We start from the raw sequence: 14,807 nt of genomic DNA, 5'->3' as shown, positions 1-14,807 counted from the left end.
TGGTAAGTCCATTGTCCGAATTACAACGTGTAACGGTCATCGGAGCGGGGCTTGCGGGGAGCGAAGCTGCTTGGCAGATAGCATCGCAAGGCGTGCCCGTTACTCTTTACGAAATGCGTCCGGAGACCAAAACGCCGGCGCATCATACGAATAAATTTGCTGAGCTCGTTTGCAGCAACAGCTTGCGCGCAAACGGGCTTGCCAACGCTGTCGGCGTTTTGAAGGAAGAAATGAGGAGAATGAATTCGCTCATTCTGGATTGCGCCGATCGTAACGCCGTTCCGGCAGGCGGCGCGCTCGCGGTCGACCGCGACGGTTTCTCGGGTGATGTTACAAGCCGCCTGAAGGAGCATCCGCTTGTTGATGTGCGATGTGAGGAGATAACGGACATTCCCGCTGAAAGCATCGTTGTTGTAGCGACTGGTCCTCTCACCGCACCCAAGCTCTCGGCCAGGATTCAATCGCTGCTTGGCCAGGAATATTTCTATTTCTACGATGCCGCGGCGCCGATTGTGGAGAAAGACTCTATCGACATGAGCAAGGTGTATCTTGCTTCACGTTATGATAAGGGTGAGGCTGCATACCTAAACTGCCCGATGACAGAGGAAGAATTCGAGGTATTTTACAATGCGCTTATTACGGCCGAGAAGGCTGAACTCAAGGATTTTGAGAAGGAACAATATTTTGAAGGCTGCATGCCTGTAGAAGTCATAGCAAGCCGAGGCAAACAAACGCTGTTATTCGGTCCGATGAAGCCGGTCGGTCTTGTCAATCCTCACACCGGCAAGCTGCCGCATGCGGTCGTGCAGCTAAGACAGGATAATGCCGCCGGCACGCTGTATAATCTGGTCGGCTTTCAGACGCATCTCAAGTGGGGCGAACAGAAGCGAGTGCTGGGGCTTATTCCCGGCTTGGAACAAGCGGAATTCGTCCGTTTCGGTGTGATGCACCGCAATACGTTCATCAATTCGCCCAAGCTGCTTCGGCCTACCTACCAATTTATGAAGCGCGACACGTTATTCTTTGCCGGGCAGATGACGGGTGTCGAGGGCTACGTTGAATCTGCGGCTTCGGGATTAATTGCCGGACTGAATGCCGGACGTCTTGCACAGGGGCTCGATCCGTTAGTATTTCCGGAAGACACTGCACTTGGCAGCATGGCACATTATATAACGACGGCTGACTTTAAACATTTTCAACCGATGAATGCCAACTTTGGTTTATTTCCGCCTCTTGAGAAGCGGATCCGCGGAAAAAAAGAAAAAAATGAAGCGATCGCAGCCCGTGCCTTGGACCAATTGGCACGTTTTACACAGCAGTATGCAGACCGCATCGTAGTTGAAACGCCACGCGAATAAGGTGCTTCCCGTTTGCATGCTGTCACTTTAGTCAGCGGCAGCGGTGCTGTGTTGAAACTCAAGCTGTTTCATTATTGTAAATACGAATGTACGGGAGTCAGCTTTCGTATGTTTTTCCATAGTAAGAAGAGTCTGCTTTACAGGCAAGAATCCGCAGAAAACTTTACTCAATGCTTCCGAAGCGGTTTTCTGCTTTTACAGGAAAGCTAGGCACAAGAAGAATCAGCAGAAAACTTTAGTCTATGCTTCCGAAGCAGATTTCTGCTTTACAGGAAAGCTAGGCACAAGAAGTATCCGCAGAAAACTTTAGTCTATGCTTCCGAAGCAGTTTTCTGCTTTTACAGGAAAGCTAGGCACAAGAAGAATCAGCAGAAAACTTTAGTCTATGCTTCCGAAGCAGTTTTCTGCTTTACAAGAAAGTTGGGCCAAGAAGAATACCGCAGAAAACTTTAGGAGGTGTTATCACATGGAAATGCAGTTTCATGCTACTACGATTTGCGCGGTTCGTCATAACGGCAAAGGGGCGATCGCTGGAGACGGACAAGTGACATTCGGCAACAGTATGGTTATGAAGCATCAGGCCAAGAAAGTCCGGCGGTTATACCGCGGTCAAGTGGTAGCGGGATTTGCCGGCTCGGTTGCGGATGCAATCTCGTTGTTCGAGAAGTTTGAAAGCAAGCTGGAAGAGCATCACGGCAATTTGCAGCGTGCAGCTGTTGAGCTTGCCAAGGACTGGCGTTCTGACCGCGTGCTTCGCAGACTGGAAGCAATGATGATTGTCATGGATGCCACCGGAATGCTGCTGATTTCAGGCAATGGAGAAATTATCGAGCCAGACGACGGCATTTTGGCCATCGGTTCCGGCGGAAGCTTTGCACTTGCCGCCGCGCGGGCGCTCAGTAAGCATGCCGGCCAGCTTGAAGCGAAGGAAATGGCAAGGTCCGCTTTGGAAATTGCCGCCGATATTTGCGTGTTCACAAACCGGAATATTATCGTTGAAGAAATAGAGTAGCTCGGTCTGCGTAATAGTAGCTTATGTGGAGGGGATTATCGATGGCACACGAAGCAATGACACCAAGGCAAATTGTTGCGGAGCTTGATAAATATATCATCGGACAGAAGCAAGCGAAACGCTCTGTCGCAGTTGCTTTGCGCAACCGCTACCGGAGAAATCGGCTGGATGATGCACTGCGGGATGAAATCGTTCCGAAGAATATTTTGATGATCGGCCCTACGGGCGTCGGCAAGACCGAGATTGCACGCAGACTTGCAAAGCTGGTCAATGCTCCTTTCGTTAAGGTGGAAGCCACGAAGTTTACGGAGGTCGGATATGTCGGCCGCGACGTGGAATCGATGGTGAGGGATCTTGTCGAGACGTCCATCCGGATGGTGAAAGCCGAGAAGACCGAGAAGGTTCGGGATAAAGCGGAGCAATTGGCCAATGAGCGGATTGTTTCCATGCTTGTACCGTCCGCGACTAAACAGAAGTCGCAGAAAAATCCGCTTGAAATGCTGTTCGGCGGAAATTCGGGACAGAAGGAACCGCAGGAGGAACAGGAAGAGAGCTCATCTGTGCTTGAGCGGCGCAAGAGTGTGCGGGAACAGCTCGAAGCCGGTAAGCTGGAGCAGGATATTATCGAAATCGAAGTCGAAGATACATCTCCGAATATGCTGGATATGCTCTCCGGGCAGGGCGGCGAAGGCATGGGGATGGGGATGAACATACAAGAAATGTTCGGTCAATTAATGCCGAGGCGCACCAAGAAGCGCAAGCTGCCGGTTAAAGAGGCGCGTAAGGCGCTTATACAAGAAGAAGCGAACAAGCTGATCGACATGGATGATGTGATTTCCGAATCGGTAAGCCGGGCTGAACAGTCGGGTATTATTTTTATCGACGAAATCGATAAAATCGCCAGCAGCTCGCGCGGCTCCGGACCCGATGTTTCACGCGAGGGCGTCCAAAGGGATATACTGCCGATTGTTGAAGGCTCGACCGTCATGACCAAATACGGACCGGTCAAGACCGATTATGTTTTGTTCATTGCCGCAGGTGCTTTTCACATCGCGAAACCGTCCGATCTGATCCCGGAGCTCCAGGGACGATTTCCGATTCGCGTCGAGCTGACAAATTTAAGCCTCGAAGATTTTGTAAAAATACTGACTGAACCGAAAAATGCGCTCACAACGCAATATACGGCGCTGCTCGAGACAGAAGGCATACGCATCGAATTTTCGGATGAAGCTATTCGCGAGCTTGCCTCTATTGCTGCGGACGTAAATAAGAACACCGAAAATATCGGTGCAAGGCGGCTGCATACGATTTTGGAAAAGCTGCTTGAGGATCTCTCATTCGAAGCCCCGGAGCTTTCACTCGATCACATGTTGATTACAGCGGAATATGTTCGGGAGAAACTGGGCAACATTGCGAAAAACAGAGATTTGAGTCAATATATACTGTAAGGAATGGATAGGAAAGTAGGAGGCAATGGCATGATTTTACTTGCAAAAACGAGAACGCTTAACCGGCTGCTCCAACGCGCGGCCGGAGGAGCTCTCAATTTCCGGGAGATGGCGGAGGTGCTGTGCACAACCATACAAGCGGATGTATTTGTAGTCAGCAGGAAAGGCAAAGTGCTGGGCTGCGCGGCCGTAGGTCCGTATCAACATGAACAGCTGCGGGCGATACCTGTCGCTGAGCTCAGGTTTTCACCCGCATGCAACGATCGTTTTATGGGGATGCAGGAGACAGTCACCAATGTAACGCCCGATGACGGAGTATGCGAGGCTTTCCCCTTGATGTCCGGACATGAGAAGATGACAGTCGTTCCCATAGTGGGAGGAAGGGAGCGTATTGGGACCCTTGTTTTGTTGAGGAGCTCGGATCCTTTTGGCGATGACGACCTTATTCTTGCCGAATACGGATCTACGATTGTCGGTATGGAAATACTTCGGGAGCGCGCGGAGGAAATCGAAGTCGAGGCGAGAAGCAGGGCTGTCGTTGCGGTAGCAGTTGGCTCTCTGTCTTTTAGCGAGCTGGAGGCTGTCGAGCATATTTTCGAAGAGCTGGATGGCAAAGAAGGTCTCCTGGTAGCATCCAAAATCGCCGACAGAGTCGGAATCACACGGTCCGTTATCGTCAATGCGCTGAGGAAGCTTGAGAGTGCCGGAGTAATTGAAACCCGTTCTTTGGGCATGAAAGGGACATACATCAAAATTTTGAACGACATGCTCATTCAAGAGCTTAACAAGAAAAAAAATTAACTGCATTGAGTGTTCGAAAGAAGTTATTTTTTACCAAAAAAAAGCCGCTATCTTTTAAAAGATAGGGCTTTTTTCTTATTGTATTAATTTTGGGAGTTGAGGAATATTAATCTGTCGGCAATCATCGACAATAGTTTCTCATTTTTTTAATAATCTTTTGTCGAAGAAAGAAGGAATGGGGAATATTCTGTTGAATAATTAAGAATGACCATAGATTGGAAAAGGGGTTTTTCATATATGTTGTTGAATGGCCCGGAATTTAACAGATTGGCAAGCGCCGTAGGTGCATCTGAGCTGCGTCAAAAAGTGATCACCAATAATGTCGCAAATGCCGATACTCCGAAATTTAAACGTTCGGATGTCATTTTTGAGGATTATTTGGAGCAGAGCATGGGTAACGGTGTGCCGATTCTAGCGGGAAGACGCACGAATCCTCGCCATTTTGCCATAGGCCAATCTTCCGAAGAGCTGCAAGCAAAAGTTGTTACGGATCAAAATAGTGTGATGAATAATAACTCGAATAATGTCGACATCGATCGAGAGATGACGCTGCTCGCTAAAAATCAGTTGAACTATAATTTCTATATCCAGCAGGTAAATCATGATGTGAAGATGATGCGTACAGCAATCGATGGGAGGGGTTAAAGTTGAAGCTTTCAAACGGTTTTGATGCAAGCGCATCGGCCTTAACGGCGCAGCGGCTGCGAATGGATGTGATCTCTTCCAACATTGCCAACGCCGAGACTACGAGAGCCAAATTCGTTAATGGGAGGTACGAGCCCTATAAGCGGAAAATGGTCGTGCTGGAACCGAACCAATCATCCTTCTCCGACATCTTGAATGATCAAATGAACCTGTCAGGTAGTTCTTTAGGCGTAAAAGCGACCAGTATTATTGAGGATACAACACCTTCAAAGCTGGTGTACAATCCCGGACATCCCGATGCCGACCAGAATGGATATGTCAAAATGCCTAATGTCGATATTACGAAGGAAATGGTAGATATGATCTCCGCATCTCGTTCATATGAGGCTAACGTAACTGCGCTCAATGCAACAAAAGGCATGTTTATCAAAGCGCTTGAGATCGGAAGATAAAATAAAAGCCGGAGGGATTCCATTGCTTAATCAAATGACGATCAGCATGCAGCCGGCGGCTCGGCTTACTGAGCCCGGCGCTCGCAAAGATATGACTTCACCGGCTGAAATGACGCAAAGCTTCGGTGACTATCTCAAAAAAGCAATTGACGGCGTAGGTTCAGAGGAGCAGAATGTACAGGCTTTAACCGACAAATATATGCTCGGGCAAGTGGATGTATCGGAAGTCATGATTGCATCGTCGCAAGCAGAACTCAGTTTGCAGTTAACCTCGCAAATCCGCAATAAGGTGATAGAAGCATATCAAGACATTATGCGGACACAAATCTAAAAGCACTCATAGTCGTATAAGAAGCACAAGATTGAGGTGAAATTGTGAACGAGAAATTATCCCAGTACCGGGTCAAAGTCTCCCAGTATTGGAATGCAATGAGCAGGAATCAAAAAATATGGCTTGGCGCGACGGTCGGCGTATTGTTGCTGGTCGTCGTCTTACTTACAACTTTCTTTTCGAGAACGGCATACGAACTCGCCTTTCGGGATCTGGACGCTACGGATTCAGCGGCAGTCATGAATTATCTGGACAGCAATCATATCCCCTATAAACTTGAAGACGGCGGCAAAAGCATCTCGGTCCCTGCAGCCGATGCTGCGAAGGTGAAAGTCGAAGCCGGCTCTCAAGGCCTTGTACAGAATGGCTCGATCGGTTTTGATGCTTTTAACAATGGATCGTCGATGTTCGGTTCCACCGACCGGGAGTTCGATGTGAAGTACCGAAACGCCCTTAACGGCGAAATTCAACAGCTCCTTAACGATATGCAGGGAGTGCAAAAATCGAATGTTCTTGTAAACCTCCCCCAAGAGAGCGCAATTCTTTCTACTGATGAGAAAGAACAGGCCTCCGCCTCAATAATGATGGATTTTCAACCAGGTTATCGGCCAACCCAAAAGGAAGTTGACGGTTACTACAATCTGGTAAAGACTGCAGTACCGAACCTGAAGATCGAGGATATTACGATCTCAAGTCCGGAGGGGGAATTATTCGCTTCCTCCGACGTAGGCGGTCCCGGTGCCGGAGCCGCATCGGCAATTGAAACGCACTACCAGATCCAACGGAAATACGAAAGTGATCTAAAGCGAAATATTCAACAGTTTCTAGGGCGAATGGTCGGGATGGACAATCTGGTCGTTAACGTACAGAGCACGATTAATTTCGACAAGAAGAAATCGGATGAGCAGCTCGTTTCGCCTCTTGCGAACAACAATAATAACGGCATCATCATTAGCGAACAAACGAACAGCAAAACCGCAACGGGTCCAAACAGTTCAGGCGGCGTGGCGGGGACCGGCCCTACGGATGTGCCGACTTACACAGGGACGACCGGTGGGACTGGTACAAACACCGAGGAAAACAGCCGAACAACCAATTACGAAGTAAACCGGATCAATAATCAAATTGAGTCCGGCCCTTATGTAGTTAAAGATTTGTCGATCAGTGTGGGCGTGGAGAAAAGCAAACTAAGTCCCGAGGCCAGGACCGGCATGAACGAATTTCTCACATCGCTTCTCCGCTCGCAATTGGTAGAGTCGGGACAAGATGTGAATAATGATGTACTGATGGGTAAGAAGGTTTCAATACTTGCACAAACATTCACGGATGGAAGCGGCGCCACTTCCAGTTCGGGACTATCCACCGGATGGCTTGTCGGTATCGGTCTTGCCGCGTTAGCTCTAATTGGCGGACTCGGATTTATGGTTGTTCGCCGTCGCAGGCAGGCAGCAGTCCAAGAAGAAGTGGCTGTTCCGGGTAAGGTTGAATATCCGACCATTGATCTAGACGCTGTAAACAATGAAAGTCAAGTTCGCAAACAGCTTGAAACGCTTGCGAAGCGCAAACCTGACGAGTTTGTTAACCTGCTCAGAACTTGGCTTGTTGATGAATAGAGGTGGCCTAGGGTGGCGAAAGTATCACAAGGATTCAGCGGTCGACAGAAAGCAGCTATTTTATTGATCTCACTCGGGCCGGAAGTATCCGCTCAAATATTCAAACATTTAAGAGACGATGAAATTGAGCAATTGACCCTCGAAATTGCAAATGTAAGAAAAGTCGAGAGTGTCGATAAGGATACGATTTTAAGTGAATTTCATCAGATTTGTCTCGCTCAAGAATATATCTCGCAAGGTGGTATTGCCTACGCCAAGGAAATATTGGATAAGGCGCTCGGCGAACAAAAGGCTTTGGAAGTTATTAGCCGTCTAACGGCTACATTACAGGTACGTCCCTTTGATTTCGCCAGAAAGGCCGAGGCAAGTCAAATTCTGAATTTCATACAGAACGAAAATGCGCAGACTATAGCTCTCGTACTGTCGTATTTGAAGGCCGATCAATCTTCACAAATTTTGTCTTCGCTTCCGCAAGACAAACAAGCCGATGTCGCCCGGCGCGTAGCGCTTATGGACAGTACTTCTCCCGAGGTCATCTCGCAGGTGGAACGCGTACTCGAACAGAAGCTGTCCGCTACCGTTACTCAAGATTACACCAGTGCGGGGGGGATTGAATCAATCGTTCAAATATTAAATGGCGTCGATCGCGGGACGGAACGGACAATCCTTGATGCGCTTGAGATTCAGGATCCCGAATTGGCTGAAGAAATCAAGAAACGGATGTTTGTTTTCGAAGATATCGTCAATATCGACAATCGTTCCATTCAACGTATTATCCGCGATATCGAGAATGCCGACTTACAGCTTGCACTGAAAGTGGCGAGCGAAGAAGTCAGGGAAGTCATCTTCCGCAACATGTCCAAACGGATGGCGGAAACATTCAAGGAAGAAATGGAATATATGGGACCTGTTCGGCTGCGTGACGTTGAAGAAGCACAAACTCGTATTGTAGCGACAATTCGCAGGCTGGAGGAATCGGGTGAGATCATCATCGCACGCGGCGGAGGAGATGATATCATTGTCTAGGTTGTATAAATCCTCCCTCGTTGTCTCGGTTGAAGATTTAAAACGTCTGGAATGGTACAACAAGCATTCCGCCAGGCAAGCCGCAATCGAGAGTGCTGAGATTACCGGCCCGGATGAAGAAACGATTTCGCTGCGCGATCAAATATTGACGGATGCCGAACAATTTGCCAAGCAGCGAATTGAGGAGACAGGCGAACAAATAGAATCGATGTATCGAAGCGCCAATGAGCAAATCGACAACTGGTGGCTTGAACGTCGTGCCGAAGACCAGACGCGGCTCGAAGAAATTCGCAATGACGGCTATATGCTTGGATACGGCGAAGGAATAATCCAAGCCGAGCAGGAGGTTCGCACCCAATGGGAGTCCATGCTCACCGAAGCCAAATCCATCCTGGACTCTGCATATCGGATGAAGGAACAGATCATTCAGGAATCCGAACCGTTTCTTGTGGAACTCAGCACAGCGATTGCCGAGAAAATTATCAGCAAACAGCTGACGGTTTCGCCCGATTGGTCACTTGACTTAATACGCAAGTCTCTTCAGCGCAGGCGGGAGCAAGGCGTCATCACCCTATGCGTGTCGCCGAAGCATTTAACATTCGTACAAGCTGCAAGAGAAGAGCTCAGTTTGGCGATTGATTCACAAGCCGAGCTCCAAATCGTACCGGATGTTTCGGTGAAGGATTCAGGATGCGTGATACGGTCTGCATTCGGAAGCATCGACGCCAGAATCGATACCCAACTGAGTGAGATAAAGCGCGAGCTCATCTCAATAGCGCTGCAAGCCGAGGATCGAGGTCAGGCTGATGACAGCTAGCCGGTTAAATGTACAAAAGTATATTGAGCACATGCGCCCGATAGATCCCGTACGTGTAAACGGCAAAGTAACGCAAGTTATCGGATTAACCGTCGAGTCGGAAGGTCCTGATGCAAGTATCGGCGATGTCTGCTTCATCTACCCGGTTAAGTCGGCCAAGCCGCTCAAAGCCGAGGTTGTCGGATTTCGCAACAATAAGGTTATTCTCATGCCGCTCGGTGAACTGCAATCGATCGGACCGGGCTGCGATGTAGTCGGAACCGGTAAACCTCTTTCGGTGCAGGTGGGTTCCGATTTACTCGGCAGAGTACTTGACGGGCTCGGTCAACCGCTCGACGGTTCTTTTATTTCCAGCAGGATGCCGCATTACTCGACCCATAATCAGCCAAGCAATCCTTTAATGAGGCCGAGGGTCAAGGAACCGCTTAGTATTGGCGTACGCGCCATCGACGGACTGCTGACGATAGGCCAAGGTCAGCGCGTCGGAATATTCGCCGGGTCGGGTGTAGGCAAAAGTACGCTGCTCGGTATGGTTGCCCGTAATACCTCCGCCGACGTGAATGTGATTGCACTTATCGGCGAGCGAGGACGCGAGGTGCTTGAATTTATCGAGAAGGATCTCGGCCCTGAAGGGCTTTCGCGCTCTGTCGTTATTGTCGCTACGTCCGATCAGCCGGCTCTGATTCGAATCAAGGGAGCTCTGATTGCGACAACAATCGCTGAATATTTCCGCGACCGCGGCTTGAATGTGATGCTCATGATGGATTCAGTCACTCGGTATGCGATGGCGCTGCGTGAGGTCGGCTTGGCAATAGGAGAACCGCCCGCTACAAGGGGATACACCCCGTCGGTTTTTGCGAATCTGCCGAAACTATTGGAACGGGCCGGAACAGGGTCAAAAGGCTCGATCACCGCATTCTACACTGTGCTCGTCGACGGCGACGATATGAATGAGCCGATTGCCGACGCCGTTCGCGGTATATTGGACGGTCATATTGTCTTGAGCAGGGATCTAGCCAATAAAGGACATTTTCCCGCTATTGATATTCTGTCATCTGTCAGTCGAGTCATGAAAGAAATCGTTCCGGAAGAGCAGCAGGATGCAGCGAATGAGTTGAAACGTCTCCTTTCTATTTATAAAGATTCGGAAGACCTTATTAATATTGGGGCGTACCAACGAGGTTCGAATACAGAAATAGATAAGGCTATTGAAAACATTGAGCCGATTCGCGCTTACACCCGTCAAAAAACATCAGAAAAGGTCGACTATAAAGAAGCTCAAGAGAGATTAGTGATCGATTTCTATAAAAGATAACTAAAAAAGACTCCACTAACGAATCAAGAATTCGAGCATGGTTCGTGACAAGAAGGGACGGTTTCGACGGTGGCAAAGTTTGAGTATGCGTATCAGAAGATCGTCGATCTTAAGTCAAGTGAGAAGACGCAAGCGGAATGGCTGTTATCGGCCGCATTCGGCAAGCTGCAATCTGAAGAAACGACGCTTGACAATCTATTGCAAGAGCGAGAATCGTGGTCAAGCCGCTTGCAGGAAGCTTCATTGACTGCCGTTCCGCTCTCGGATTTGATGATTATGCAGCACTATGTGGATTTCATCGATTCCTCCATCACCAGCAAACGGATTGATGTTAGTAAGGCCCGGCAGCAGGTGGACGACAGCCGTACGTTTCTCTCCGATAAGATGATGGATGAGAAGGTTTGGCAAAAATCGAAAGAACGAGCGCTTAACCGATTTCGCACTATGCTGCAGTTGAAGGAACAAAACGAAATGGATGAATTGGCAACTGTCCGTTACATGACTTCAGTCACATAACTGGAACGGGCTTGACGAATCGGGCGTCAGTGCTCGAGGGAGGGATAGATTTGGCGGACTTGGAAATGGAAAAGCAAGGTTACAGCGGCTTCGAACGGTTTATGTTTTTCGTTACGCCGGTGCTGTTTACACTTGTGCTGCTCGGTGTACTTGTCACTTTGTTTAATGTTGATTTACGCAATAAAGCGCTTGAGATCGGCCATTCGATCCCGTTTCTCAAGCAAGTGCTTCCTGAGCCTGCTTCTGGCGGTCAACAGGGCGTTGTTGACGAAGGGAAATTAAAAACCGCGAACAGTGCGGCGAAAATTGCCGAGCTGACTTCGAAGCTTGCAGCGAAAGAAGCGGAGTTGGCAAAAGCGGCCGAAGAGACAGCAAAGCAATCGCAACAAATCACCGACTTGCAAGGACAAATAGCCCAGCTGAAACAGGTAAACGAAGTTAAACGTCTCGACGACGAGCAGTATCAAAGCAAAATCAGCGAGCTGGCTGGTATGTATGCGAAGATTACTCCAAGCAAGGCGGCGCCTATTCTTGAAAGCATGCAGATTGAAGATGCAGTCCTCGTCCTCGATGCGATGCGGCCTGATGACCGTGTTAACATTTTGGAAAAAATGACGCCTAAGGTGGCAGCGCAAGCCACTGTGATGCTTAAGGACGTAAAGACAGCCAAAGACCGGCAAATCGCAGCATTGCAAGCGGAAATCAAGCAGCAGGAAACAGCTGCGTCACAGCCGCAAACCGTGCTCGACACAACTCAGCTTAAGGCAACCTTCTCAACTATGGACCCAAAGACCGCCGGTGCGCTGCTGCTAAAAATGGCGGACCTAACTCCAAGCAAGGTATTGCGGATATTGGATGCGGTGGACGATGCTTCAAGGTCAAGAATTGTAGCTGAAATGTCTAGCCAGAATAAAGACGTTACTGCACAGCTTGTCTCGAAGCTGATGACCGGCAAATAGTGGCATTCCCGCCTCACGGAAAGGAGGTGAAATGTATGCAAATGTCTATTTCTCAAGCGGCGCCGGCCGTAAGTCAAGCACAGCCCGGCGGCAACGGTACAAAAGGCACGGCTCCCGAAAGCAATGGCTTCGATCAAACGCTTGAACAGACGATCTCCGGCGTTCTAACCACAACAGGCCAGTCACAAGCTCCGGTCACCGGAGAAGCGGCGGCGATTCCGATAAACGCTAACGCGCTTACTGGACTGCTGGGCAGCAATTTTACCGCAGCCGATCTGCTGAAAGCTATTGAAGAGCTATTGAAAAAGCTGGATTCGCAAGATGACCCGAAGGGTGACAGCGCCGTTAGTGAAAACGATATGGCGGATACCTTGAAGCAGCTGGACGAGCTTCTAGCTTTACTAGGCATGCCTGTGCTGCAGCAGCCTGCAGCCGATCCAGCTAACGTTAATCCAGCAGATGAAAATGCCGGACAAGCTTCTATTGATTCGAATACGGCGATTAAATTATCCGAAGCTGTCCAGACCGGGCTCGCCCAGCAATCAGCTGCATTGATACCGAAATCATTGTCTTCGCCGGAAGAACAGTCGGGCCATAATAAAGAAGTGATGACAGCATTGAAGTTCGGGCTTCAGGACGCGTTAATGGATCTTCGGTCTTTTCTGCAGCAAGGGAGAGGCGGCAAAGTTACTCTCGATCAGCTTGATTTGATTGGCAAGCAGCTTACGCAAGTCAAGCAGATGCTTGATGGTGTGATGCCGCAACGCGTTAAAATTCAGCATGCTGCTGTTCCTAACGTTGAATCGGCAGATGCTATGCCGAATATACAGACGACGCAGGCTTCCAATTCACATCTTCACCGGATGGCTAATCAGCTGCTGCATGTCGGATTGTTAAAGGTTCTTCCTTCGAAGCAAGAAACGGTATCTGCTGATAAACCGGCAGAAGAATTGGCGGCTAGCAGCAGTACGGCTGTCCCAATTGCCGGAAGCCAAGAACAGCAGCGGCAAATCCACCCGGTCAAGATTGCGGCTCCCATTCCGGTGCAACAGTTTGCCGAAACGATGCAGAGCCTAGTTGCGAAGCAGTTTAACGTATCATCGGTTAATGGCGTATCCGAAGCGCGTATATCGCTGTTCCCGGAGCACCTTGGACAAGTTGACGTACGGATTACGGTACATAACGGTCAACTGACAGCCCTTTTCTTGACAGATACGACAGCAGCTAAAGATATACTCGAAAATCAGATGGCACAGCTTCGCTCATCGCTTCAGTCTCAAGGGCTGCAGGTTGATAAGCTTGAGGTTTCGCAAACCACGGTTCAGACAAGCATGTTCCAGGACCGCCAAGGTCACGGCGGAAGAGAACAGCAGGCCGACAAGCGAAATAAATCGGAAAGCGATACCTTGGGGGAAGTGACGGCCTTTGATGTCGACCTGGAGGGAAAAGCGGCCGAGCAGGCGGTCGATCGGCGCATGGGACTCGGCAGAGGGATTCACACTTTAGTGTGATTTCGTCCTTCGAACTATTACGTTCTTTTTTGAACGGAGGTGAAGCAAACATGTCAAACGATGCAATCTCCACCGGAAATGTATGGCCTTATTATGCTAAGAGCAATGTTCAGACCGCATCGGCTAAGACGAAAGACGAAACGCTTGGAAAAGATGATTTTCTGCGAATTCTGGTTACTCAGCTTCAAAATCAGGACCCGATGCAGCCGCTGCAAGATAAAGATTTTATTGCACAAATGGCGCAGTTCTCTTCGGTTGAACAGTTAATGAATATGACGGGTGAACTGACCAAGATTCGCCAAAATCTTGGAATGGCCTCCAGCATGATCGGCAAGGATGTGGAGTGGTATCAAACCGGCCAAACCGGCGAGCTCATTTCAAAGAGCGGCAAAGTTGATTCGATACTGATTAAAGACGGTACGCAGTACGCCAGAGTCGGTGATCTGGATATCAAACTCGACGATATCATTTCCATCGCCGAAGGTGGTGAACAAACGAGTGAATGATCAATTCACGATCGGAGATCTTCGTTTGAACGGAGTGAATCCTCAGGTACGCAAGCAGTCACGGCAGGAGGGTTCAACGGCAACGGTTTCTTTTAAGGAAACTCTCGGACGCAGTATTCTCAATTTCAGTCATCATGCAGAACTAAGGCTTGCGCAGCGTGGAATCTCATTAAAACCGGAGGCCTTGGCGAAAATAGGCCATGCAATCGATCAGGCAGCGGCCAAAGGAGCGAAAGACTCGTTAGTCGTATACCGGGAGATTGCCATGATCGTCAATATACCCAGTCGAACCGTGGTTACCGCGATGGATGGCAATACGGTTCAGGGCAATGTATTTACTCAGATTGACAGTGCGGTAATTGTTTCATAACAGGCTGGACCTCTAAGCAGGAAGCCGGTGTAAGCTGCGGAACGACGGAAGCGGCTTAAAGGCATTAAACGGTCAAACTCGGAGCATCCAAAGAAGGATCGTTCGGGAAGTATCACTAAAAACTCGA

Annotated in this window: 16 protein-coding genes; all 16 read left to right on the top strand. The window is 49.1% G+C overall.

The window, feature by feature from the left end:
- Positions 1-11 precede the first annotated feature (11 nt).
- The 16 genes from trmFO to KZ483_RS18010 all read left to right on the top strand — a co-directional run bounded on the left by trmFO (position 12) and on the right by KZ483_RS18010 (position 14,680).
- On the top strand, positions 12-1,358 hold the full coding sequence (trmFO, locus tag KZ483_RS18085; protein ID WP_220348910.1) for an FADH(2)-oxidizing methylenetetrahydrofolate--tRNA-(uracil(54)-C(5))-methyltransferase TrmFO: 1,347 nt from the start codon (positions 12-14) through the stop codon (positions 1,356-1,358).
- 466 nt (positions 1,359-1,824) lie between these two features.
- On the top strand, positions 1,825-2,370 hold the full coding sequence (hslV, locus tag KZ483_RS18080; protein ID WP_220348908.1) for an ATP-dependent protease subunit HslV: 546 nt from the start codon (positions 1,825-1,827) through the stop codon (positions 2,368-2,370).
- 41 nt (positions 2,371-2,411) lie between these two features.
- A complete protein-coding gene (hslU, locus tag KZ483_RS18075; protein ID WP_220348906.1) occupies positions 2,412-3,818 on the top strand; it encodes an ATP-dependent protease ATPase subunit HslU in 1,407 nt (468 codons plus the stop codon).
- Positions 3,819-3,848: 30 nt separating this feature from the next.
- Positions 3,849-4,619, top strand: coding sequence for a GTP-sensing pleiotropic transcriptional regulator CodY (codY, locus tag KZ483_RS18070; RefSeq protein WP_220348904.1), 771 nt, complete (start codon positions 3,849-3,851; stop codon positions 4,617-4,619).
- A gap of 204 nt (positions 4,620-4,823) precedes the next feature.
- Complete coding sequence (gene flgB, locus KZ483_RS18065; protein WP_258881319.1) at positions 4,824-5,264, top strand: flagellar basal body rod protein FlgB; 441 nt, start codon at positions 4,824-4,826, stop codon at positions 5,262-5,264.
- A 2-nt stretch (positions 5,265-5,266) separates the two neighbouring features.
- Positions 5,267-5,716 (top strand): flagellar basal body rod protein FlgC, encoded by a 450-nt coding sequence (gene flgC / locus KZ483_RS18060; protein WP_220348902.1) that lies wholly within the window; start codon positions 5,267-5,269, stop codon positions 5,714-5,716.
- Positions 5,717-5,738: 22 nt separating this feature from the next.
- Positions 5,739-6,047 (top strand): flagellar hook-basal body complex protein FliE, encoded by a 309-nt coding sequence (gene fliE, locus KZ483_RS18055; protein ID WP_258881318.1) that lies wholly within the window; start codon positions 5,739-5,741, stop codon positions 6,045-6,047.
- 44 nt (positions 6,048-6,091) lie between these two features.
- Positions 6,092-7,660: a flagellar basal-body MS-ring/collar protein FliF gene (gene fliF, locus KZ483_RS18050; RefSeq protein ID WP_220348901.1), complete on the top strand. Its 1,569-nt coding sequence runs from the start codon at positions 6,092-6,094 to the stop codon at positions 7,658-7,660.
- 12 nt (positions 7,661-7,672) lie between these two features.
- Positions 7,673-8,686: a flagellar motor switch protein FliG gene (gene fliG / locus KZ483_RS18045; protein WP_220348899.1), complete on the top strand. Its 1,014-nt coding sequence runs from the start codon at positions 7,673-7,675 to the stop codon at positions 8,684-8,686.
- On the top strand, positions 8,679-9,503 hold the full coding sequence (locus KZ483_RS18040) for a FliH/SctL family protein (RefSeq protein ID WP_220348897.1): 825 nt from the start codon (positions 8,679-8,681) through the stop codon (positions 9,501-9,503). Before fliG ends, KZ483_RS18040 begins: the two co-directional genes overlap by 8 nt.
- Entirely contained in the window at positions 9,493-10,818 is a 1,326-nt protein-coding gene (gene fliI / locus KZ483_RS18035) for a flagellar protein export ATPase FliI (RefSeq protein ID WP_220348896.1), read from the top strand. Before KZ483_RS18040 ends, fliI begins: the two co-directional genes overlap by 11 nt.
- A gap of 69 nt (positions 10,819-10,887) precedes the next feature.
- Positions 10,888-11,334, top strand: a complete 447-nt coding sequence (gene fliJ / locus KZ483_RS18030; protein ID WP_220348894.1) for a flagellar export protein FliJ — start codon at positions 10,888-10,890, stop codon at positions 11,332-11,334.
- 50 nt (positions 11,335-11,384) lie between these two features.
- The gene (locus KZ483_RS18025) at positions 11,385-12,293 is read left to right on the top strand and encodes a MotE family protein (RefSeq protein ID WP_220348893.1); all 909 of its coding nucleotides are present in this window, start codon (positions 11,385-11,387) and stop codon (positions 12,291-12,293) included.
- Positions 12,294-12,328: 35 nt separating this feature from the next.
- Entirely contained in the window at positions 12,329-13,804 is a 1,476-nt protein-coding gene (locus KZ483_RS18020; protein WP_220348892.1) for a flagellar hook-length control protein FliK, read from the top strand.
- 50 nt (positions 13,805-13,854) lie between these two features.
- Positions 13,855-14,310, top strand: coding sequence for a flagellar hook capping FlgD N-terminal domain-containing protein (locus tag KZ483_RS18015; protein WP_220348891.1), 456 nt, complete (start codon positions 13,855-13,857; stop codon positions 14,308-14,310).
- Complete coding sequence (locus KZ483_RS18010) at positions 14,303-14,680, top strand: TIGR02530 family flagellar biosynthesis protein (RefSeq protein ID WP_220348890.1); 378 nt, start codon at positions 14,303-14,305, stop codon at positions 14,678-14,680. The genes KZ483_RS18015 and KZ483_RS18010 overlap by 8 nt, the downstream gene beginning before the upstream one ends.
- Positions 14,681-14,807: the final 127 nt, after the last annotated feature.

This window comes from Paenibacillus sp. sptzw28 (genome assembly GCF_019550795.1).
Lineage (GTDB): Bacteria > Bacillota > Bacilli > Paenibacillales > Paenibacillaceae > Paenibacillus_Z.
The sequence above is the reverse complement of the archived record's forward strand: the minus strand, read 5'-3'. Positions and strand labels throughout refer to the sequence as shown.

What these genes read in the sequence shown, in the direction of transcription:
- flgB (WP_258881319.1), top strand. Translation starts at nt 4,824, where the DNA reads ATGACCATAGATTGGAAAAGGGGTTTTTCATATATGTTGTTGAATGGC.
- fliI (WP_220348896.1), top strand. Translation starts at nt 9,493, where the DNA reads ATGACAGCTAGCCGGTTAAATGTACAAAAGTATATTGAGCACATGCGC.
- KZ483_RS18015 (WP_220348891.1), top strand. Translation starts at nt 13,855, where the DNA reads ATGTCAAACGATGCAATCTCCACCGGAAATGTATGGCCTTATTATGCT.
- codY (WP_220348904.1), top strand. Translation starts at nt 3,849, where the DNA reads ATGATTTTACTTGCAAAAACGAGAACGCTTAACCGGCTGCTCCAACGC.
- hslV (WP_220348908.1), top strand. Translation starts at nt 1,825, where the DNA reads ATGGAAATGCAGTTTCATGCTACTACGATTTGCGCGGTTCGTCATAAC.
- hslU (WP_220348906.1), top strand. Translation starts at nt 2,412, where the DNA reads ATGGCACACGAAGCAATGACACCAAGGCAAATTGTTGCGGAGCTTGAT.
- KZ483_RS18020 (WP_220348892.1), top strand. Translation starts at nt 12,329, where the DNA reads ATGCAAATGTCTATTTCTCAAGCGGCGCCGGCCGTAAGTCAAGCACAG.